Raw genomic sequence first — 21,804 nt, 5'->3', positions numbered from 1 at the left:
AAACCTATTCAACACTTACTAGCGTCCTGGGTTCCTTTTTTATAAGCTAAAACACAAAGTAATATAGCTGCAGTGACTAGCAGACCTATTGACATTAAATTTAGTTCTCCTATCAAAATTGCAACTACTACACATTCTATAATTCCAACAAGATAAGCTGCGAACATATTATTCACAACATCTTCATCAGTTTTATTTAGTAATGTGAATTTAACATAAGTTCCTTTCTTCATACGTCATTCTCCTTTTCATTTTTCTTGTCGATAAGTCTTCTTTTGCGATTATATCCCATGCAATAACAAATTATGGCCATTAAATTTATAAGAATCAAAATGGCTAAAATTCTCAATGAATTCATGTATTCTTAATATCTTTCGTATCTTCACCAGGAAACTCCAAACCATGTTGCCTTAATATTTCTATATTCTCTCTCAGATTCACATAAAGCTTCTGCCTTACTTGTATTTCTTGTGGTGAGAGTTTTAGGCAAACTCCAGGATCAAATAAATAGTCTAAATCAGGATTTTCTGCTAAAGCAACAATACCCTTACGAATTATCTGTCCAATAGGTTTATTCTTTTTCCCTGGTGAAACTCTTTTTACTAAGAGTTTGATGATTTCCTTTTCTTCATCATTTAGATAAATCAGAAACACTTCTCTTTTCGCGCTCTTCATAAACACCTCCTATATCTAAACAAACGTAAAAAGGGCACATTGCGTAAGTTTGCAATGTGCCCTCTATGTCTCTTTTTTGCTTTTCTATTAAAAAAGCAAACCTTAGATAATTCCAAAGTTTGCCAACACTCTAATGGCGCCTGAAACAAGACTCGAACTTGTGACCTGCCGGTTAACAGCCGGATGCTCTACCGACTGAGCTATTCAGGCATTTCTTAAGTGCTTAATTATGATATCATAATAAATCTGATTTGGCAATATTATTTTTCAAGAAAATTCACATTTTTTTATTTCTTTTTATTCCTTAAAAAAAGCACCTGTTTATATAGCTACAAGTGCTCCTAATTTTAATAATCTGATTCGTTTGTTTTGTTCTGCATAAGCGCTACACCAGCACTTGTTCCGATACGATCTGCACCAGCTTCTACCATCTTTTCCATATCTTCATAACAGCGAACACCACCAGCGGCTTTTACTTTACAAACACCTTTCACAGTGTCCTTCATCAATTTCACATCTTCTGGAGTTGCGCCACTCGTACTAAATCCTGTAGAAGTTTTCACAAAAGTCGCTCCAGCTTCCATACATAATTGACATGCCTTAACGATTTCTTCTTTTGTAAGTAAACAGTTTTCTAAAATCACTTTTACACAATGTCCATCTGCCGCTTTTACAACTGCTGCTATGTCTTCTTTAACTAAATCATAATTTCCAGCTTTCATAGCCCCAATATTTAAGACCATATCAATTTCGCTTGCTCCATTTGCAATCGCATCTTTTGTTTCAAATGCTTTTGCTGCTGTAGTCATTGCTCCCAGTGGAAACCCAATGACAGTACAAACCATAACATTGCTTCCTTTTAATAAATCAGCACAAGTCTTAACCCAACAACCATTCACGCAAACACTTGCGAAATCATATTCTTTTGCTTCTTCACATAATACTTTGATTTTATCATAGACAGCATCTGCCTTTAATAATGTGTGATCAATATATTTATTTAATTCCATGTTCAATCCTCCATATTCTATATGATATTAGTATAGCATGTCTCTCTATATAAATCATAGCTTTACTTATTTTTGTTTTTTCCAATACGCTTGTATAAATGGATCTTTTATAAATGAGATTGTAAATCGTGCAAACACAGTATAACGAATGACTTCTAACAGGCATATTGTGATAATAGAAGGCCATCCATAATGTTGTGTCATAAACATATCTATTGTATTAGATAGTGATGTTGAAAATCGTATAAGTTCTAGTATCCACGCAACTATAAACGTATAATATGTCCACCGCTTATACAAGAACATCGCAATCGCAGGAAGTGACCAAATAAGTGCACTATACAACGATGCAAACAACATATAACGTTGTACATAATCAATCCCTTTCCCATCGACTGATACATAAAGCCTTAAAAGGAATAGTCCCATAAAGATTAGGATCAATCCCCCATAAATGCAAACTATTAAAAGGATTGCATTCCATTTCAACGTACGAAGAGCTCTTCCTTTAATTTTCTGTTGCGATTGCTTGCGTACTTCATAGTCATCATTTTCCGCAAACAACTTTTGTATCAATGCTCGATCCTCTTCTTCTGCGGATTGACCTGTTGTTTCATAACGCTCCCATACATAAGCAATGGGTTTTTGATATAAGCGATATGTGTACATAAGGAACGTAATACATTTACATATATATAAGATTGTGAACAAAATTCTTATTGTGTGTTCATACAAATCTTTTGCATCATATTGGTAAAACATCACAATCGAGTATAGTCCATACAAACTAAATATACTCACCAATGTAAATAACAATCTTCCTATTTTTGTTTCTTTCCACAAAAACAGAATAGCAATGACCCATAACAATACTTCTATCCCGCTTTGTGCGCAATATTGTACAAGGACTTCTTGTTCCTGAAAGATTGTCTTTATCGTAAGGAATCCTACGCCAAAGAACACAATCAAAAAGACAAGAAGAAAAAGAAGTTGTACACGCAATTTGCGTAATCCTCGACTTCTTGCGGATTGAAAAGCTTCTTCATTTATAAAGAGAGTTTTGTTCAATTTTATCACCTTTCTTATTATACAAGAAAAAGCCACATTTGCCTATGCAATGTGACTTGTAATGTTTCCCGGGAAATGAATTTATTCATCTATTTCTATTATATCGTTTGGATTTATAAAGGTCGGATTCGGTTTATCAAAATAATTAGATGTATCTAAATCAAATGCATTATGTCCATCCAATCCGAAATCTTTAGTTTCTGTATGTGTAGTTAGAATGGTCATTAAATTCTTTAATGTTTGTAAAGATTTTTGTGCATTTTCTTTTAAATAACAAAACACTTTTTGTGCACCTTCATCTTGTATAAATTCAATGAGTTGTTCGTATTGATGCACACGAGCATCTTCAAATTCCATATCACGTAATACAGATGCGGTTAAATCGTTGTTCACGTGATGTTCAATAGGTTTCTCCTTTTCTTCTTCACCACTAGGCAAAATAAATTCAAATACTGGTGTATCATCGTTTGATTCATCATAATAACGATCGTCTTCTCCATGCATTTGATGAATTACATCCGATAGCACTTCCATATCATTCAACAATTTTGCACCAAGTTGCATATATACATCATGAAACTCTTCGTTATGAATCATAAACGATTGTCGAATATATACAAGGGCTTGCTCTAAGCCTGATTTGCATCCTTGTAATTGGTGGTCAAGCAATAAATAATACTGCGCGTTAGGTCTTGTGATATGCACTTCCACTGGAAGCTTATCTTCATATATAAACATGTATTCTATACCTCCATATTTAACATTAGTATGGCACAAGTTTTTTGAAGTATGCTATAATACCAAAAGATAAGGAAGGTGCTTATGAAAGAAATAACTTTAAACACAACATATACCCAAGAAATCGTGGTAGAAGAACGTATGTTAGCCGCAAATGTAGGAAGTGGAATTGTAAATGTATATGCAACTCCAATGATGATTGCATGTATGGAGAATACGGCTGTAAAATGCTTAGAGCCATTTATGGAAGAAGGAGAAACTTCTGTTGGTGTTATGATCAACTCCACACATGACGCTGCCACTCCTGTTGGTATGAAAGTACGCGTGAGTGCTACCGTTACTGCGGTAGATCGTAAAAAAATATCTTTTGAAATCATCGCTGAAGATGAAAAGGATATCATTGGGAAAGCAAGTCATGATCGTTTCGTAGTACTGAAAGAAAAGTTCGAACAAAAAGCTAAACAGAAATTAGATGAACAGCTCTAAGGGCTGTTTTTTCTATGAGCAAATCACTCTACTTCCTTATTAAGATATGATAGGATATTTTTATACGAGGAGGATACAAATGAACAAATTATATAAACTATCCGCTTTTTATGCAGTCCTTGGAATGGCTGGTGGAGTATTTTTTAGAGAATTTACAAAACTACAGGGCTTTGATGGAGTTACTTCTCTAGGAGTAGTACATACGCATGCATTTATGCTAGGTATGATGTTCTTTTTAGTAGTACTGATTCTTGAGAAATTATTCGCATTGAGTACACAAAAGAATTTCCTTAGATTTCTATATATTTATAATATAGGACTACTAATCGCAATTGTCATGCTATTTGCACGTGGTATTCCTCAAGTCTTGAATATCACATTGGCATCTAGAATGAATAGTGCAATCAGTGGAATTGCAGGAATTGGACACATTCTTATTTGTATTGGCTTGTTCTATTTCTTTAAAATCTTAAAACACCAGACTAAGCAAGCGTAGAAAAGGTCATAACCTCGAGTTATGACCTATTTTTTTATCAAATTCTCTTTACGCATACACTGTATTTCATCTGCTTGCATACCCAACTGGTTTACATGTATTTCCTCTTTTAAAGGACACGCAAGTGATTGAATCATATAAGAACATAACGTACAGTATCCCATAGAATCGCTTCTACGTATACACTCATATTTACATTTCATAATACAGTTTTTATCAATCCATTTCGCAAGTTCCAACATCGCATTTTCTGCTAAACGATGTGTAAACTCATTTGGTAAACCTGCATCTAATAAATAGCGATATAAAATATCCGCGTATGTTAAGCAATATTCCATAATGAAGAAGTTCTCAGCGTTCTCTTTTTGGATATGTGTTGGCCATAAAGAGCGAATGATATGATTACGATCATATCGTTCTTGTTCAATACGCTTTCTTGGATTTTTCAAGCATTCATGATTGCATTCTTTACATTTTGATAAAAATTCTCCCATGGTTTTTAGTACTTGGAATTTAAAAGTAGGAAAATCTATCTTAACAGAAAAATCCTTTTCCAACTTAGGAAAAGCTTCTGCGCACATAATTAATATCGCGTCTACAGTTTCTGCCTCAAACACAGATAACCTTGTGATAGGTTTTTCTAAAAACATCATCAAATCATTACTATTTAAGTATTTCATATAAAATCACCTTCTTAATATTACACTAATTGATAAAGTAAATAAACCTTAATGAAACATTTTTTATATTTATACGGTCTTCTTTATAGAGGAGCGTGAATAGGATGAAGAAAATTTTGATAATTTGTATATTAGGTATTCTCATTGGCATAGGGTGTTCAACACAAAAACAGGAACAAAAAGAGGCATCTGTTTCAAAAGTAAAGGATTTTGGTGAAGTTCTATATACATTCACTGAAGAAAATGATGTAAGCGCATGGAATTCTTTTGTGAAGGAAAAATCACAGTATCAAAAAGCTACCATTAAAATCATAACGTATACAACAGAAGAAGACCCTATTATCACCACATTAACGAAAGATAAAGATGGATATATGTTAACAATCGATTCAAGTGCTGATGGGTATCGAGGACATATTAATCCCATTGTATCAAAGTCTTTTAAGTACCTGCATAGTATGAATGGGCAGGAATATAGTGATGCTATAAAAGAATCGTATATCATCTGTTTTAGCGAAGATCCTGCTTTCATGGACTATTGGTTTCTTAGCGATTATCCAAAAGTAAACATATTTAAAGAACGTGATATCAACATTATAAAAACGCCTACTTTTATAATGGATCCCTACAACATATTGGTTACAAAACGAAAATAACATACAAAAAAAGCCAATGCACCCCTTGCACGTACAAAAAAGATCCCGATAAGCGACTACTTCGGAATCTCTCGTTAATTATCATGGTGGAGCTTATCGGGATCGAACCGATGACCCCCTGCGTGCAAGGCAGGTGCTCTCCCAGCTGAGCTAAAACCCCATGTATAATTAAATTCGATGGTGGGCCTGAATGGACTTGAACCAACGACCTCACCCTTATCAGGGGTGCGCTCTAACCACCTGAGCTACAGGCCCATTTCCATCGAATGCCTATATATAATACCATGTGAGTATTATCGTGTCAACTACTTTTTGAACAATTTTTTATTACTTTTTTATAATAAAAAATTGAAGTATTCACTGATACCATTATATAGAGTTTTGGCTACTTTCTGTTGATAATCTTCTTGAATAAGCAAAGATCGATCGTGTGCATTCGATAAAAAACCGCACTCAATTAGGGATCCTATTTTTTTTGCATTATTTAATATATAGTAATCTCCTTCTTTACATGTCATTTGCGTACCAGTTAATGTTTTTAAATGTTTCTGCATGATTTGTGCAAATGCTCTAGCAACTTCATTATCCTTTTGATAGAAAGCTTGTGCTCCTTTTACATTCGTATTTGGATATGCATTTAGATGAATCGATAAAAATAAATCTACATCTTTATCGTTGATAATGCTTATCCTTTTTTTCATATCTTCTTTCTTTCGTATCTTCGCATCTTTTGAAGCTAAATCATAATCTCCATCTCTTGTCATAATTACTTTAGCTCCAGATTGTTCTAATAAGGCTTTTGTTTTCTTTGCAATAGAAAGGTTGATTTCATCTTCCTTATATTTACCACTTTTAGCACCTGCATCTATTCCTCCATGTCCACTGTCTAATACAATCACAACGCCAGCAAGATTTTGTACTCTTTTTAAAGCTGTTACACTTGTTACACGAGTCATAAAAAAGCTTCCAAATAATAATGTACAAAGAATTGCGATTCCAAGTATATATTTTTTCTTTTTCAAGTTCTTCACCACTAGCAGTATATGAATACACTAACAAAATTATTGCGTAAAATAAAGACAATCGTCTTTTTTAAATTTTATTACCCGCTTGATAAGCTTGATTCATAAGAGGAGTTTTTTCTACTTCATGCATATCATATACACCTAATCCATAGATGATATCTCTAACATTTGGTTCCTCTAAACAATCAAAGAAACCTTGGAAGCTTTCTACTACATGTTTCATAGGTTCTCTGTCTTCTTCTGCAGCGCTCATAATTACATAGTAATCTTTATTCCCAAGTTTTGTATACACAGGGCAAGTACGATCAATCAACATTTTCATTTGTGCACTCATATTGTAAAAATAGACTGGAGTAGCCATTACAATTACATCTGCCGCAACCATTTTTTCTAAGATAGCATCCATTGCATCTCTTTGTACACAACGTCCAGTCTTGGGGCAACTTCCACATCCTGTGCAAAAATGAATATCTTCCTTAGCAATTTGAATTTTTTCAACACGATGTCCAGCATCTATGGCGCCTTTCATAAATTCATCACACAATACATCTGAATTGCCTTGAATCCTTGGGCTTCCTGCTAGTATCACAACATTTTTCATTTATTTTCCTCTTTTCTCTTTAATTTCTTTTCACCAGTTAATACCCTTGTTTCATATCCTTCGATTTTTTGATTTAATCGTTCTAGAGTCATCTTCATTTCTTCCATACGCTTTGTTAATAAAGTGCGTTGTTCCAACAACAACTCTTTACGTGCAGCAATCGTAGAATCGCCTTCTTGAAACATCGCTACATATTCAATCAAAGATTCAATTGATAAACCAGCACTTCGCATACACTTAATGAATTCTACCCACTTGGTATCTTCTTTTTGATAATCGCGAATACCTCCAGGGGTACGATGTACAGGAGGTATTAAGTGGATTCTTTCATAATAACGTAATGTGTCTTGTGAAATATCATAACGTTCACTTACCTCTTTTATACTTGCCATAAAAATCCTCCTTATGGTTCTTTCCTTCTATTATAAACCTTGGAGTAAACTCCAAGGCAAGCATTATTTTGTAAACATTAAAAATGTCTACATCTTTGTCTTTTCCGTTATCCTCATTTCTGCTATAATATCACCATGTCAAATTTTAAATTAAAACTATTAATCTATTTCGCCGCAATTTCTGCAGGCGCCCTATTGATATCTAATCTCGCAGCGATTAAGCTATGGGATTTTTTAGGTATCGCCGTTGATGGAGGAATCGTTGTATTTCCTCTCACCTATATACTCGGTGATTTAATCGTAGAATTCTATGGTAAGAAAATTGCCAAGAGTGTTGTTTTCTCTTCTTTCCTAGTCAATATTATCGCCGTTATTGCTTTCTATATAGTAATAGCGTTACCATCGTATCCTGGATGGGATATGCAAGATGCGTATACAAGTGTTCTAGGGTTTACTCCACGTATTATCATCGGTTCTCTTACAGCTTATATTTGTTCAAATTTATTGAATAACTATATTTTTACAAGATTAAAAAATGGAAATGGCGTATTTGCGAGAAGTTTTATCGCAAGAGCATTGAGTTCTTCTGCATTTGCCCATATCATTGATTGTATTATATTTGAAACAATTGCATTCTTAGGTGTGTTAACATTGAAAGAATTCTTCGCACAAGCAGTATTCGCATATATATTAGGTATCGGATTTGAACTTATCTTATCCCCTATGGAAGTTATCATCGCAAAAAGATTAAGAGGTAGACTAGAATGACAAATTATAAAAATAACAACACATTTAGCTTTGAAATTGAGAAAAAAATTCCTGGTAAATTAGGACGTGCTGGTATTATACATACTCCACATGGTGATATTAAAACACCTGCATTTATGTGTGTAGGTACAAAAGGAGAAGTTCGCTTTGTTGCAATGGAAGATTTAGCAAATATTCATGCACAGGCTATGTTAAGCAATGGGTATCATCTACGTAACATTTCACCTGAAATTGCGCAACAAGGTGGTTTAGCAAAATGGTCTGGTTGGGATGGACCAACGCTTACTGATTCTGGTGGTTTTCAAGTGATGTCGCTGGGATCTGGTCTTGGAAAAGTAGTTAGTATGAAACGCGAAGAACAAGTGATCAATACAGATCCTAAAGAACGTTTAACCCACGTAACAGAAGACGGAGTAAGATTTATCGACCCTTTCACAAATCAAGAAGATTTTATTGGTCCAGAAGAATCTATGCAAATTCAATGTCGTATTGGGGCAGATATCCATATGGCATATGATGAGCTTACTTCACTTGCGGATAGTTACGATTATAATGTAGAATCATTAGCACGCACAGAGCGCTGGGCGCTACGTAGTCTTGATGAGCATAAGAAGCATTGTGATGATTTGGGATATCATCAATCTCTATATGGAGTCCTACAAGGAGGACGTTGGGAAGATTTGAGACGTTCTACTGCCAAGAAATTTGCGAATATGGACTTTGATGGATATGGACTTGGTGGCGCTTTCCTAAAAGAAAGTCTTGGAGAAATACTTACGTGGTGTTGTGAAGAATTACCAGAAGGTAAACCTCGTCACTTACTTGGTCTCTCTCATCCAGATGATATCTTAATTGGTACAGAGATGGGGGCAGATACCTTTGATTGTGTGGCTCCAACTCGAGAGGCTAGACATGGTAAAATTTATACAAAATATGGTCCCATCAATCTTCAAAAATGCACAGGAAGTATGGAGCTTCCGGATGTACATTGTGATTGTCCTACATGTAAAGCAGGATGGACACTTGGTGAATTACGAGAATTATGGAAATCTGGTGAAGAAGAAAAGAAATTTCAATATTTCAACCTTGCTTCGCAACATAACTTACGATTCATTATTCGTTTAACAGAAGAAATACGTGCTTCCATCTTAGATGGAACTTTTGAAGAATACAAAGAGAATTTTCTAAAAGATTACTACAAGAGATAAAGGATGGAACTTTCCACCCTTTCTTTATTTTCCTTGCATCTCTATACAATGTATGGTATCATACCAACGAGCCGATATATCGAGAGATATTCACCCCGTCAGCTAGAGTACGGTATATAAAATGCTAGCACTGGAATTAGCCTATTACAGGCTTTTTTTTATACATGTAACAAAACTCTACAATATAAAAATACCACTTCGCCATTCATAACGATTAGCAGAGCGGTATTTTTATATTGTAGTGGATATCGTTAAGCTTGTGCCATTTCCTTATGCAAGATAAATCTCTCTTCAAATTCATCTACAGGCATTGGCTTATAATAGTAGAATCCTTGGATTAAATCACAATTGATCTTTTCTAGATATTTGGCATATTCTTTTGTTTCAATACCTTCAGCTACAACACGCATATTAAAGGTATGGGCGATTTCAATGATATGCTTTAACAACACATGTTCTTTTTCGTTTTTGAAATTTTGAAATAAGGAATGATCTAACTTTAACTCCGATAAATTTATATTAGCTAAAATATCAAAGGAAGAAAAACCACTTCCAAAATCATCTAATGCACAATGAAAACCTAATGTATCAATACTATGAACGACATCTCTTAGCTGTTCAAGTTCATTCAATACAACGCTTTCCAACAATTCAATACAGATATTCTCACTATCGATATCATAACGTTCAAATACTTCGCGATATTCCGGGTAAAAATACGGACCATTAAAATATGCACGAGACAAATTGAAACTGATTTGAATATCTCTGTTGTATTGTTTTTTCCATTTCTCCATATATTGACAACCTTTTTCAAAAAGATATAAGTCCACATCGCGTATCTTGCCATTTTCTTCAATATTTGATAAAAAGCTATCTAATGGAATCATACCCAATTCTGGATCAATCCAGCGCATCAATGCTTCAGCACAATAAACTTCTTTTGTTTTGGCATTCACTTTGGGTTGTAAATACAATTGGAAGTGCCCATTTTCTAGTGCACTATCTACTTTATTTTCTAGTTTTAAAAATGCTTCATTTTGATCTGTAATAGAAACATAATACATATCATAATTAGATTCTGGATAGTAATGATGCGGTCCAAACCTTGATATTTCAGCGAAATATTTTGCATTCGCATAATCAATACTCTGATCTATAATAATCGGAAAGAAACCCATTTCGACATATAATGGTTTCTCGTATAATTCCTTCATTTTATCTCGAATAGCGTAATGGAATTGAGGAGCACGTGTATGCAAATGTTCTAAGTTTGCGTCGCAATGAATGAGAAGAAGAAATACATTAGAATCTAAATGAACAAGATATTCCCCATCTTGTAGACAATCTAATAATTGTTGTTTGCTAGAAGTTATGATGGTTTGTGTCTCTTCATGTCCTATTCTATGACAGTATTCACGAAAGTTTTTTAATGCTATAGAAACCAAGCTATACCCCTCTATATTTTGATTTATAATTTCATTGTATTTTTGTATGATTAATTCTTCTTTTAACAATTCCATTCGCCCTACCTCTTTCTCTACTAATCATTATATAATTCTTTCCTCTTTCAAACAAGTGAAATAATGGAATAACTTGTATAAAATAACACATATGTAACATATCCCGATAAAAAAGGAAGGTAAATAGTTACCTTCCAACCCTAATGCTTTCTTCTATACATTCTTATTTATATTGAGCGATTAATTTTCTTAATGCAGCCACCGCAACTTTTGTTTCCAAAGTAGTATCGTAGAACCCTTCATTGCTCATTCCTGCTTTTGCGCGTTCTTGATTTCCTACAGCAAGTAAAATGGTACCGCATTTCACGTTCAAATAACTCGCAACTGTAAATAATGCAGCAGATTCCATTTCTGAACCAAGGCAACCAAGTTGCATCCATGCTTTCCATTTGCTTTCTAATTCATAAGAAACTGGCATATTTTCTGGTTCATGTTGTCCATAGAATGAATCCTTACATTGTACAACACCCACATGATAAGAAGCTTCGTTTTCATTTGCTGCTTGAATCAATGCATTTACAATTTCATGATTCGCTACTGCAGGGAATTCGATAGGAGCATACTCTTTACTAGTTCCTTCCATTCTTACTGCACCAGTCGCAATAATCAAATCTCCCCCTTTTACATTTAAGTTCATCCCTCCACAAGTTCCAAGACGAATAAAGTATTTAGCACCCGCATCCACCAATTCTTGTAATGCGATGGCAGCACTTGGACCACCAATTCCAGTAGATGCTACACTTACCTTAACACCGTCTAAAGTTCCTGTATATGTTGTATACTCTCTTAAGTCTGCGATTTCTTTCGCATCATCAAAATATGTTGCGATTGTTTTACAACGCTTTGGATCTCCAGGTAGAATTACATATTCTCCAACTTCTCCATCTTGTATTCCGATATGGAATTGTGTTCCGTCATTTCTTTTCATAAGATTACCTTTTACCTTTCTTAATTTGATTCGCTGATCAACATTTTCTTTACGATATTTACAGTGATAAAGCTGATAAAGACGACAATTACAAAGAGTAATAAAATATTGCTATATAACATCCCTACACTAGAGGCTGTTCCAGTAAAGGAAGTATTTTGAAGAGCATCCATTGTTAATAGACGACCAGTAATTACAATCCCTGTAGAAGATGTAATTTTGATACATAGGTTGAAGAACCCTAGTCCTGTACCACGCATTTTTTCAGGAAGTGCATTGATAACAAGTGTCATAATTGGTGTATATAAGATAGAGAAACCTCCATTAAACAAGCAAGACATTATCACCAATAATACAATGGATGATTCTAAGAAGAAGCTACCTAGCAACAATCCTAACGCCATACTACCAAGACCCATAACGAGTGTTTTTGTAAGTCCAATACGTTTCGTGATTTTACTTCCCATAATACCAATTGCCATACTAATCGCATAACTTGGAAGTAAAATCATGGATATCTGACTTACATCAATTTGATGAACATTCTTCGCCATAAAGGAGAATAAGAAGGAATATGACCCTTGTGTTAAATATGTAATCAATACAACAAGTATAACCAACATATATTTCCAGTTCTTAAAGAAATCAATGGTAATAAACGCATGTTTATAACGACTAATATATACAAGGAAGATAACCGCCGTTACCACACTCAATGCTAAGATGCGTACATCCATAAGATTAAAATAGAGAGAGATAAATAATGAGAGAAGTGCCATAATCGTAATTCCTAGAAAATCAATCTTTGTTTTCTCTTCTTTTGAATCTTCTGGTAAGTACTTCATAATAAATGGTATACAGACAAGTGAGAACGCTGGCACGATGAATAAGTAACGCCATCCTAGATAGGCTGAGAAAATACCTCCTAGTAAAATACCAAACATTTGACCTCCTGAAAAACAAGCAGTGTTAAATCCATAATATTTCATACGCTGTGTCTCATCCAAATATTTGGTTGCGCTTAGAATTAGTAGCGCAGAGGAACAAGTACCTCCTGCCATTTGAACTGCACGAAATATAACTACTAACATAAACGATTGATTAAACAATAAACCTCCGATAGATCCAATCGCAGAAATAATGATCCCTACAATCAACAGTTTCTTAATAGACATGAAGTCAGACAGCGCAGTATACACAACATAAGCGACTCCCATCGTTAACATTGCGACTGCCGAAATCAAACTAACATCCGATGAAGAAACTGCAAAATCCTCCGCAATTAAAGGGGCACAGACATTAAAGGCTTCTTGAAGACTCCCCGCAAGGATGAAAGCAAGCATGATCATCGGCATTGCTTTTTGAACATTTTTTGAATTCATACATTCTCCTTTCTTACATACTTGTATGTATTGTTGTATGTTATGTATATAATATAATACATGTATACAATATTTGTCAACAACTTTTTTGTAAATGCTTACAAAAAAAAGGACTTCACTCTCGAAGTTCCTTTAATGATTACTATAAATTTTAATCAATGCTCGATCAATTGGTATATAATATTTATTCACCGCAACTACTTCTCCATGCATATCCACGATTGTTTCATGGATCATTTGAAACATATCTGTTGTATGTACGATGTTTTTGTCTTTCAAATTATCACTCATAGCAACAACCTTAATTTCACACTTCCTTGAATGCGCTAGCTGATATATATCCTGTTCCATAAATTTCATAAAACTTGCGTCATCATTAAGATCAAATGAATTCAAACATTGCCAATCACTCGCAATATGTGAGAAACAATAAGCATAGATATTCCCTTCATATTCATAATAACGATGAACAGCCAATACAACTGGCATTTTACGCTTAAAGATGCGTTGTGTATATTCAGTTGAAATCCCTGGCACAATCTCAAGTCGAACATGTTCTAAAGTATCCATACAAGATTTATAAATAGGATTATCCATCTTTTCTAATCCAGTCGCGTTGATATCAATTGTCTTACGCACAAAGTTTCCAACACCTCGACGGGCTTCAATAATACCATCTTCTTGTAAAAGATTTAATGCTTGACGAAGAGTGGAACGACTTACATCCATCTGTTGTGCTAGAACTGGCTCACTTATTAGTTTGCTTCCTTCTGGATACATTCCTTCTTCAATCATTTGTAATATTTTATTGTAGACAACTGCATAACGAGCTGCCTTCTCTCTTGAACGATTATTTTCCATATGACACATCCCTTTTGCCTATATCATACTACAATTGTACATTTTAGACAATCGCGCATTAATGACTCTAATTTCCCCTAACAAAAAAGGCACTTACAAAATATACTATCCTTCTGCAAGTACCTTTTCATTTACTTTATAATTTCATTATACATACTTCAATAAGGAGCCATATCCTCTCTTTTCCATATCCCCTTTCTTTACAAATTCAATAGATGCACTATTGATACAAAAACGCAATCCACCTTTATCCTTAGGTCCATCATCAAACACATGTCCTAAATGAGCATTCCCACTTCGACTTCTTACTTCTATACGTTTCATACCAAAACTTCCATCTTTCTTCGTAGTAATCACCTCTGAAGAAATCGGTCTTGTAAAGCTTGGCCATCCACATCCAGAATCAAACTTATCACTTGATGAAAACAAAGGTTCTCCTGTCGTTATATCTACATAGATTCCAGCGCTTTTTTCATCCCAGTATAAATTACTGAATGCTCCTTCTGTAACTCCATTTTGAGTAACTTCATACTGTTGTATCGTGAGCATTTCGCGCAATTCTTTATCTGTTGGCTTTGGATATTTTGCTTCATCTATGACTGGCATATCTGCTTTACTCACATCAATATGACAGTATCCTCCAGGATTTTTCTTTAGATAATCTTGGTGATACTCTTCCGCAACTACATAATTCTTTAATGGAAATACTTCTACAGCTAATATTTTTCCTAATTTCACTGCTTGTCCTTTCATTGTTTGTTCAATGATTGTTAGATCTTCCACATCTATATAATAAACACCTGTACGATACTGTTTACCAGCATCATTGCCTTGTTTATTTAAACTAACAGGATCTACCACACGGAAGTAATATAGGAGAAGTTCATGCAAACTCACGATATTTTCATCATATACCACATGAACACTTTCCGCATGTTCTGTATTTCTCAGCATTTCATAACTTGTCTTATCCTTAGTACCATTTGCATATCCAACAGACGCATCTTCCACGCCATCTATTTTTGAGAAATATTCTTCTAGTCCCCAAAAACAACCGCCTGCTAAATAAATTTCTTTTATTTTTTTCTCTTGATTCCTTTCCATAGGTTTTACCTCTTTCTTTGAGATGCTTTCGATTCTCTTATCGATCTTACTTTTTTCTGATCGGTTACTTTGTATCGCAGCATACAATACCAGGATTGCAGATACGCTACATACAAGTATTATGATTTTCTTCTTCATAAAACGACCGTATACAATACGTATTCTCTATTGTACATTCCTTCCTTTTTACTCGATATCTGCCATTGTTTGATCAATTTGATCTTTATTTAAATGACCAGGTTGTACTTTTATCAGATTACCCTCTTTATCTATAAATACCGATGTAGGATAACCACGTACACCAATTTTTTGTAAGTATTCGCCGTTTTTATCAAATAACACATTTATATTTTTATATTCCAATTTCGTAAACCATTCCATAAAATCTTCCTGACTCATCTCACTTTGATGAAGTGGCGCAACCATTGTCACAACCTCATATTCACTATTATCTTCCTTCAACGTATTCAATTCATCCAATCCAGACAAACAGATTGGACACCAAGAAGCCCATATTTTTATATACAGTTTCTTTCCTTTATAATCCGTTAAACTCTTAGTTTCTCCAAGATTATTTTGCATCGTAAACAATGGTGCCATATCCTTTTGTTGTTCCTCTTTTTTAGACATATCACGTTGTGAACAACCTGCCATAATACATAGGCACATACCTATCATTGTTATATACTTAAATCGCATATTATATCCTCTTTTCCTTACGCCTAAAATAACGTAATAAGTTCATTCAACTTGTTAAACATAAGAAGTACACCCATGCAAACTAACAAAAGACCCGAGATGCGCTTTATCAATATCATGTGCTTCTTTATAAATTGAAAGTATTGCATGATAAAACTTGAGGCAAGTGCTAATAACAGAAATGGAATGGATAACCCTAAAGTATACACCATCATAAGACTTCCTCCATATAACGCGGATCCATTATTGGATGCCGCAATCGCAAGAACAGCACTTAAGACAGGTCCAATACATGGTGTCCAACCAAAGCTAAATGTTAACCCCAATATATACGCTTGAAGATAACCTTTAAACTCTTTCTGTTTCATTTTTACCTTTTTTTCTCTTTGCAAGGTTTTGATGTTAATAATCTCCATTTGATGTAATCCCATTACAATGACAATTGCGCCCATAACATAATTGGTATATGGATGATTCAACACTCCACTTAATGCGCCCGCTCCATACCCTAAAATAAAGAATACGGTAGATAACCCTAATATAAAACATAGGGTTTTCGCAATCGCACGCAAATGCTTTATTTTCATTATCGTTTGCTTTTCATGCGTATCCACATCTTTAAATAATGTGCTCATATAAACTGGCAACAATGGGAAAATACAAGGGGAGAAAAACGATAGTATCCCTGCCACAAAAACAGTACCAAAATACACTTCATGATACATATAATCACTTCCTCTTCTTCAAAAATTCGAAACTTTTATCATACAAGATAATGTTTCCTATTTCACATCATCAACAAGGCAATACCAATGTAAATTTCGAACCTACATGCTCTTCGCTTTCTACAAATAATGTTCCTTTTAGTTGGAGTGCTAACGTCTTACTAATATACAACCCTAAACCCGATCCTCCTGTATACTGATTACGGGATTTTTCAACACGATACAATCGATCAAAAATATAAGGGATATCTTCTTTAGGAATACCAATACCTTCATCTTGAATGCTGAACTCTACGGTATTCTCTATTTTTTTCACAGTTATTACGATAGTACTTTCTTTATTGGCATACTGAATACTATTATCAATTAAATTACTTAAAATTCTTGTTAAGCTCATTTCATCCATAGCCTGAAAGCATATATCTTCCTTCATCTCTACACAAAGGTGTTGTCTATTCTTTTTCATTTTAAATTGAAACCCTGATAAAATCTTTACTAACAATTGATCCATCCACACTTCATGGAGCATTTGTTTGCAGCTCAAAAAGTGATTTTCATTCTCTACCATTGCCACTTCCATCAACTGCTTCGTTAATTCATGTAATCGTTCTACTTGATTCATCATTTGATTTAAAATTTCTGGTATCTCTTCTTTTAATATAATCCCATCTTGTATAGCTTCTATTTGACTCCCTATAGCTGTAATAGGGGTTTTAATATCATGACCAAGCTGTGAAATCATATTGCTCTTTTCTTGTTCACTTTTCTCTAAAGCAGTAAAACTATCTGACAATGCAACGACCATATCATTAAAATCACCAGCCAACCGCATAAATTCTTTTGGTGCCTTATTTAGTGTAATCATTTGAAAACAATTATTTTGCACTTGTCGCGTTTGTTCACGAAAATTATCTAGAGAATGAAACGTTCCTCTTAATAGAAATAAGCCAAAAATAGCACCTACAACATTCGCAATACAAGTAATCAAGATAAGAATATATCCTGTTTCTGTTGTCACATACATCTTTTGAATACTCACCCAAACGATACACAAAACTACAAGACCCGATACAATAAAAGAGGTAATCATAAGGTTCTTAAGTCTCATCGACTTTCCTCCATACGGTATCCAAGTCCCCAAACCGTTTGAATGCGTGGATATGCTTTCCCCATAGAACCTTTATCTAGCTTTTCTCGAAGACTAAATATATGTACATTCAATGTATTCGCATCATCCATATAATCACTTTCCCAAACTTTTTTATACAGCTCCGATTTTGAAAACACGCGCCCTATATTACATAAGAACAACAACAATAATTGAAATTCTTTAATAGACAATATCAATTCTTCTTCATATAGATATACTTGATGTCGTTGTTTATCTATTTTAATATGTTCTTTTTCAACCTTATACTCATTGTCTTGCGTATTTGGAGTGATTCGATTTAATAGGTTCTTCACTCGAAGAGTTAATTCTCTAGGGCTAAATGGTTTTGTCACAAAGTCATCTGCACCAAGCATTAAAGAATATATTTTATCTTGTTCCTGATCTTTCGCACTTATAAAAATAAAGGGAGCGCGTTCTTCAATTTCTAAGACCTCTTCCATAAATTCATACCCATCCATTTTTGGCATCATGATATCTGTTATGATCAAATCAATCGCATGTGTCTTATAAATCCGTAATGCTTCCACACCATTTGTTGCGGTATAAATTTCATAACCTTCTCGTTCCAAATAACGCTTCACGATAGCAATGATATCCGCTTCATCATCAACAATTAGTATTTGTTTCATAAGACTCTCCTTCCCCTTTATAAGCATAATAGGAAGTTTGTATTCTTCGCAGTTGCTTATAAAGGTTCGTTTTACCTACAGTGTAACCTTTACACCTATCAATTACCATTTATATGATTTTTAAGCCTTATTTCATCATTGATAATGTCGCCTTAGCAAATACACTTTCCGCATCATTACAATAGATCACAACCGTATCAAAGTCTTTTTTCATAGCCATGTCAATTTCAAATGTTTGATCCATATTCTTTAGATCAATTTTTGAAACATCATATCCATCTTTCATATTTCCATCTTTCGTTAACCATACATGAACATCTGGTCCTTCATCTGTCACAAACTCCGTTAACATCAATTTGTTACCTTTAAGTTCAACTTTACCACTTGTTTTCTTGTTCATTTCCGCAACAAACATACCACTCATGCTATTGTCATCCTTCTTCATGGATTTATCCGATGCTTCTGTCATCTCATCCTTCTCCATTTTTGTTTCTTTTTCCCCTGTTCCACATGCCGCTACCATAAAACATAACATTACTACCATGGAAATCGTATACACTTTTCTTGTCTTTTTCATTTTGAACATCTCCTTTTTCTTTCTGAGCTAAGCATACACGATAACCCTTAATACAATCTCAAATGATTCTTAAATAAGTATTAAATGTACCTCTAAATTTTTGTAGAATGTATTTAAAAAGTCCGTTCATAATAAAATTAATTTCTCAATTGATCTATAACGTAAGGAGATAGGAATATTTTATCAATTGATTTTGTCACATATGATCTTCTTAGGAGTTTTATCTAAATTTATTAAACACGAGGCTTTACGAAGCATTTCTAAATGTCTCGTTATGAAATTTGGAAATTCGCACATAGGTACTAAGAAACCATATTTTATGAATAAAATTCTTTTTGTTTTTGCTCACAGAATTTCTATATAAATTAAGATTAATGTAAAAAAAAGCATATCATTTTAAATGACGTGCCTTTTTGACCTATGAAAGCTTATAGTACCAATATAATTAAGTAAATAAATATCATTATTGAATTGCATTTATCGTTCTAATTTCTCTTAAAAATGATTTTCCTGTATTCCCTCTTTTTATCTCAAGATTAGACACAAATGAACATCCAGCTGTAACAAGTTTTTCATCTTCCTTTGGTATAAAGCTATATGCTTGCTGAATTACAAATGGTTTCCCCCCATACTCACCTATATATATCATAATATGACCATTTATCTCAAGCAATGTGCCAATTGGTTGCTTTAGAATTAAGGCTTCTTTTTGTTCATCGCTATATTTCGATACATCAACTCTTTTAGCAGGTACTGCAGCCTGACTATCAGCATTTCTAGGCAAATTAACTCCGAAGCAATGATAAACATCCATTATATAACTAGCACAATCACGTGCATTCCACAGTCCACCCCAACCATAACGCTCTCCAAGCATTTTAAATGCCTGCGTTATTACATTTCTAGGAGTATATTCCAAGAAACCTTCAGTTACATCTAATCCTTGAGGTATCCTTGTTTCAACTAGTTTCAAATCTCCAGTCTCTTCTCTTGTGGGAATTAACACTACATAAGAGCTTTCTGTAAAAACTCCATCAACATCTAAAGGCTTATCTTTAACTAGCATGAATTTCGTCCCCATAGTAAATTCCTTACTAGAAACTTTAAGATTACTATTGTTCACATCTAAGATAATACGATTTCCTGTAACCGTAAGCCAATCAGTGTTCTCTGCTATTGATTTCCACTCATCGTTTGTACAGTATGCAGTATCCTCTGTTTTCACCCAACCAATATAATTATATGCTTGTACATATTGCCAATTCTGGTCAGCTGATTCATGTAAAATCAAAACCCTCTCGCCACTTTTTAAAACTGATTCACAGCCCATATCGAAATCGATATCATTTGCTTCACTGTAACTCACATCAGAAGTAGGAAAATTTCTTACTTGAGTATTTTGTATAATTACTCCAAATCTTACGGGATTTTCATACTTTACCTTCGCTTCATTCCTATTTGAAAGAAGTTGTTCGTAATAATCATCACTTACAGCTATATCGTTAATATATCTTGGTTCTTCTGGAACTGTATATAATCTTAACTTTTCAAGTAATTCATCTTTCTCGAGTGTTTTCTTATAGCTGTCTAAATCTATACATTTTGTAGCCTCTGAATCTGTAATTTTTTTATTGAAATCTTCAATCTGTTTTTTTGACATGATAAGTTCATCAGGATTATCTAATTTATCGATCCAATATGTAGGCAAGTTCATTTCCTGATAAGCCCCCACGAGATTAGGTTTTCCGCTAACCTGTATTTCCCCACCTGATTTACTCGTACAAGCGGTGAGTAATATCATAATCATTGATATCAGTGCCATTTTCTTCATTTTCATATTTTTCCCTTCTCCTTTAGTCTATACTGTAAAATGTATCTCTATCATATATAATCTGATTTATAAATTATTAACGATGAAAAATCAAAAGAATATTTAAGTATACAAACATCTTATCACATCCATCGGTATTATCACAATGATTCTATAAAATAGACGCGAAGCAACTAGATTATAAAAAAGGTTTTTAGTAATCAATACTTCTAAATAAATTCTAAGATAATAGTTTTTTATCATTTCAATAGAAAGGAGAGATCTTTAAATTATGGTTATTTGAAATACTGATGAGCAAATATACACATAAATGTAACTTTCTATACACTTCTAACCATAAAAAAGATGTCCTGAAGGACATTCCGAAAGATTAAATTTCGCCTGTAGATATAGTATACTATCTATAGGTGATTTTTTTGATTAAAGACTCTTCTGTTTTCGCAAAAAGGGGAGTGTAAAATAAAGTGTGTAAATTAGATAAGCGTACGATATCTAATATGCACACTTGTTTTATTTAATAAAAATGTGATAAATTATAAAACTGAATATGAAAGAGGTAAAGACCATGACA

Annotated in this window: 25 protein-coding genes and 3 tRNA genes; 5 read left to right on the top strand and 23 right to left on the bottom strand. The window is 33.8% G+C overall.

What is annotated here, in order from left to right; all coding sequences use genetic code 11:
* Positions 1-8: 8 nt before the first annotated feature.
* The 6 genes from ACWG0P_RS10830 to ACWG0P_RS10805 all read right to left on the bottom strand — a co-directional run bounded on the left by ACWG0P_RS10830 (position 9) and on the right by ACWG0P_RS10805 (position 3,491).
* Complete coding sequence (locus ACWG0P_RS10830) at positions 9-233, bottom strand: hypothetical protein (RefSeq protein WP_455801733.1); 225 nt, start codon at positions 231-233, stop codon at positions 9-11.
* A gap of 121 nt (positions 234-354) precedes the next feature.
* Positions 355-675, bottom strand: coding sequence for a hypothetical protein (locus ACWG0P_RS10825; protein ID WP_455801732.1), 321 nt, complete (start codon positions 673-675; stop codon positions 355-357).
* Between the two features lie 134 nt (positions 676-809).
* A tRNA-Asn gene (locus ACWG0P_RS10820) sits at positions 810-885 on the bottom strand.
* 137 nt (positions 886-1,022) lie between these two features.
* On the bottom strand, positions 1,023-1,685 hold the full coding sequence (deoC, locus tag ACWG0P_RS10815) for a deoxyribose-phosphate aldolase (protein WP_455801731.1): 663 nt from the start codon (positions 1,683-1,685) through the stop codon (positions 1,023-1,025).
* Positions 1,686-1,751: 66 nt separating this feature from the next.
* The gene (locus tag ACWG0P_RS10810; RefSeq protein ID WP_455801730.1) at positions 1,752-2,753 is read right to left on the bottom strand and encodes a hypothetical protein; all 1,002 of its coding nucleotides are present in this window, start codon (positions 2,751-2,753) and stop codon (positions 1,752-1,754) included.
* Between the two features lie 81 nt (positions 2,754-2,834).
* Positions 2,835-3,491 (bottom strand): manganese catalase family protein, encoded by a 657-nt coding sequence (locus tag ACWG0P_RS10805; protein WP_455801729.1) that lies wholly within the window; start codon positions 3,489-3,491, stop codon positions 2,835-2,837.
* Between the two features lie 84 nt (positions 3,492-3,575).
* On the opposite strand from ACWG0P_RS10805, the gene ACWG0P_RS10800 reads away from it, so the two are divergent.
* Together ACWG0P_RS10800 and ACWG0P_RS10795 are read left to right on the top strand one after the other, a co-directional pair.
* The gene (locus ACWG0P_RS10800; protein ID WP_455801728.1) at positions 3,576-3,977 is read left to right on the top strand and encodes a thioesterase family protein; all 402 of its coding nucleotides are present in this window, start codon (positions 3,576-3,578) and stop codon (positions 3,975-3,977) included.
* Between the two features lie 79 nt (positions 3,978-4,056).
* Entirely contained in the window at positions 4,057-4,473 is a 417-nt protein-coding gene (locus tag ACWG0P_RS10795) for a DUF2871 domain-containing protein (protein ID WP_455801727.1), read from the top strand.
* A gap of 26 nt (positions 4,474-4,499) precedes the next feature.
* Here ACWG0P_RS10795 and ACWG0P_RS10790 read toward each other — a convergent pair whose 3' ends face one another.
* Complete coding sequence (locus ACWG0P_RS10790) at positions 4,500-5,153, bottom strand: hypothetical protein (RefSeq protein ID WP_455801726.1); 654 nt, start codon at positions 5,151-5,153, stop codon at positions 4,500-4,502.
* A 104-nt stretch (positions 5,154-5,257) separates the two neighbouring features.
* Between ACWG0P_RS10790 and ACWG0P_RS10785 the strand changes: the two genes are divergently transcribed.
* Positions 5,258-5,809, top strand: coding sequence for a DUF4362 domain-containing protein (locus ACWG0P_RS10785; RefSeq protein ID WP_455801725.1), 552 nt, complete (start codon positions 5,258-5,260; stop codon positions 5,807-5,809).
* A gap of 84 nt (positions 5,810-5,893) precedes the next feature.
* Here the strand turns inward: ACWG0P_RS10785 and ACWG0P_RS10780 are convergent.
* The 5 genes from ACWG0P_RS10780 to ACWG0P_RS10760 form a co-directional block, all read right to left on the bottom strand.
* Positions 5,894-5,969: transfer RNA gene (locus ACWG0P_RS10780), tRNA-Ala, on the bottom strand.
* Positions 5,970-5,987: 18 nt separating this feature from the next.
* Positions 5,988-6,064: transfer RNA gene (locus tag ACWG0P_RS10775), tRNA-Ile, on the bottom strand.
* Between the two features lie 80 nt (positions 6,065-6,144).
* The gene (locus ACWG0P_RS10770) at positions 6,145-6,840 is read right to left on the bottom strand and encodes an N-acetylmuramoyl-L-alanine amidase (protein WP_455801724.1); all 696 of its coding nucleotides are present in this window, start codon (positions 6,838-6,840) and stop codon (positions 6,145-6,147) included.
* Between the two features lie 61 nt (positions 6,841-6,901).
* The gene (locus ACWG0P_RS10765) at positions 6,902-7,435 is read right to left on the bottom strand and encodes a flavodoxin family protein (protein ID WP_455801723.1); all 534 of its coding nucleotides are present in this window, start codon (positions 7,433-7,435) and stop codon (positions 6,902-6,904) included.
* Positions 7,432-7,827, bottom strand: a complete 396-nt coding sequence (locus ACWG0P_RS10760; RefSeq protein ID WP_455801722.1) for a MerR family transcriptional regulator — start codon at positions 7,825-7,827, stop codon at positions 7,432-7,434. Before ACWG0P_RS10760 ends, ACWG0P_RS10765 begins: the two co-directional genes overlap by 4 nt.
* A 135-nt stretch (positions 7,828-7,962) precedes the next feature.
* Between ACWG0P_RS10760 and ACWG0P_RS10755 the strand changes: the two genes are divergently transcribed.
* Together ACWG0P_RS10755 and tgt are read left to right on the top strand one after the other, a co-directional pair.
* Positions 7,963-8,595, top strand: a complete 633-nt coding sequence (locus ACWG0P_RS10755; RefSeq protein WP_455791376.1) for a queuosine precursor transporter — start codon at positions 7,963-7,965, stop codon at positions 8,593-8,595.
* A complete protein-coding gene (gene tgt, locus ACWG0P_RS10750; RefSeq protein ID WP_455801721.1) occupies positions 8,592-9,803 on the top strand; it encodes a tRNA guanosine(34) transglycosylase Tgt in 1,212 nt (403 codons plus the stop codon). The genes ACWG0P_RS10755 and tgt overlap by 4 nt, the downstream gene beginning before the upstream one ends.
* Positions 9,804-10,054: 251 nt before the next feature.
* On the opposite strand, the gene ACWG0P_RS10745 is transcribed toward tgt, so the two are convergent.
* From ACWG0P_RS10745 to ACWG0P_RS10695, 11 genes are all read right to left on the bottom strand, one after another.
* The gene (locus ACWG0P_RS10745; protein WP_455801720.1) at positions 10,055-11,326 is read right to left on the bottom strand and encodes an EAL domain-containing protein; all 1,272 of its coding nucleotides are present in this window, start codon (positions 11,324-11,326) and stop codon (positions 10,055-10,057) included.
* A 163-nt stretch (positions 11,327-11,489) separates the two neighbouring features.
* Positions 11,490-12,254, bottom strand: coding sequence for a uridine phosphorylase (gene udp, locus ACWG0P_RS10740; RefSeq protein ID WP_455791380.1), 765 nt, complete (start codon positions 12,252-12,254; stop codon positions 11,490-11,492).
* Positions 12,255-12,274: 20 nt separating this feature from the next.
* Positions 12,275-13,636 (bottom strand): MFS transporter, encoded by a 1,362-nt coding sequence (locus ACWG0P_RS10735; protein WP_455801719.1) that lies wholly within the window; start codon positions 13,634-13,636, stop codon positions 12,275-12,277.
* A 132-nt stretch (positions 13,637-13,768) separates the two neighbouring features.
* On the bottom strand, positions 13,769-14,497 hold the full coding sequence (locus ACWG0P_RS10730; protein ID WP_455801718.1) for a winged helix-turn-helix domain-containing protein: 729 nt from the start codon (positions 14,495-14,497) through the stop codon (positions 13,769-13,771).
* 147 nt (positions 14,498-14,644) lie between these two features.
* Positions 14,645-15,739: a peptide-methionine (R)-S-oxide reductase MsrB gene (gene msrB, locus ACWG0P_RS10725; RefSeq protein ID WP_455801717.1), complete on the bottom strand. Its 1,095-nt coding sequence runs from the start codon at positions 15,737-15,739 to the stop codon at positions 14,645-14,647.
* 48 nt (positions 15,740-15,787) lie between these two features.
* A complete protein-coding gene (locus ACWG0P_RS10720; protein ID WP_455801716.1) occupies positions 15,788-16,300 on the bottom strand; it encodes a redoxin family protein in 513 nt (170 codons plus the stop codon).
* 23 nt (positions 16,301-16,323) lie between these two features.
* Positions 16,324-17,025, bottom strand: coding sequence for a thiol-disulfide oxidoreductase-associated membrane protein CcdA2 (ccdA2, locus tag ACWG0P_RS10715; RefSeq protein ID WP_455801715.1), 702 nt, complete (start codon positions 17,023-17,025; stop codon positions 16,324-16,326).
* A gap of 70 nt (positions 17,026-17,095) precedes the next feature.
* A complete protein-coding gene (locus ACWG0P_RS10710; protein WP_455801714.1) occupies positions 17,096-18,133 on the bottom strand; it encodes a sensor histidine kinase in 1,038 nt (345 codons plus the stop codon).
* Positions 18,130-18,825 (bottom strand): response regulator transcription factor, encoded by a 696-nt coding sequence (locus ACWG0P_RS10705; RefSeq protein ID WP_455791387.1) that lies wholly within the window; start codon positions 18,823-18,825, stop codon positions 18,130-18,132. The genes ACWG0P_RS10710 and ACWG0P_RS10705 overlap by 4 nt, the downstream gene beginning before the upstream one ends.
* Before the next feature lie 127 nt (positions 18,826-18,952).
* On the bottom strand, positions 18,953-19,402 hold the full coding sequence (locus ACWG0P_RS10700) for a DM13 domain-containing protein (protein WP_455801713.1): 450 nt from the start codon (positions 19,400-19,402) through the stop codon (positions 18,953-18,955).
* Positions 19,403-19,865: 463 nt separating this feature from the next.
* Entirely contained in the window at positions 19,866-21,239 is a 1,374-nt protein-coding gene (locus ACWG0P_RS10695) for an SH3 domain-containing protein (RefSeq protein ID WP_455801712.1), read from the bottom strand.
* Positions 21,240-21,804: the final 565 nt, after the last annotated feature.

This window comes from Amedibacillus sp. YH-ame6, assembly GCF_053848845.1.
Note: the sequence above shows the minus strand (reverse complement) of the source record. Positions and strands in the feature narration are given on the sequence as shown.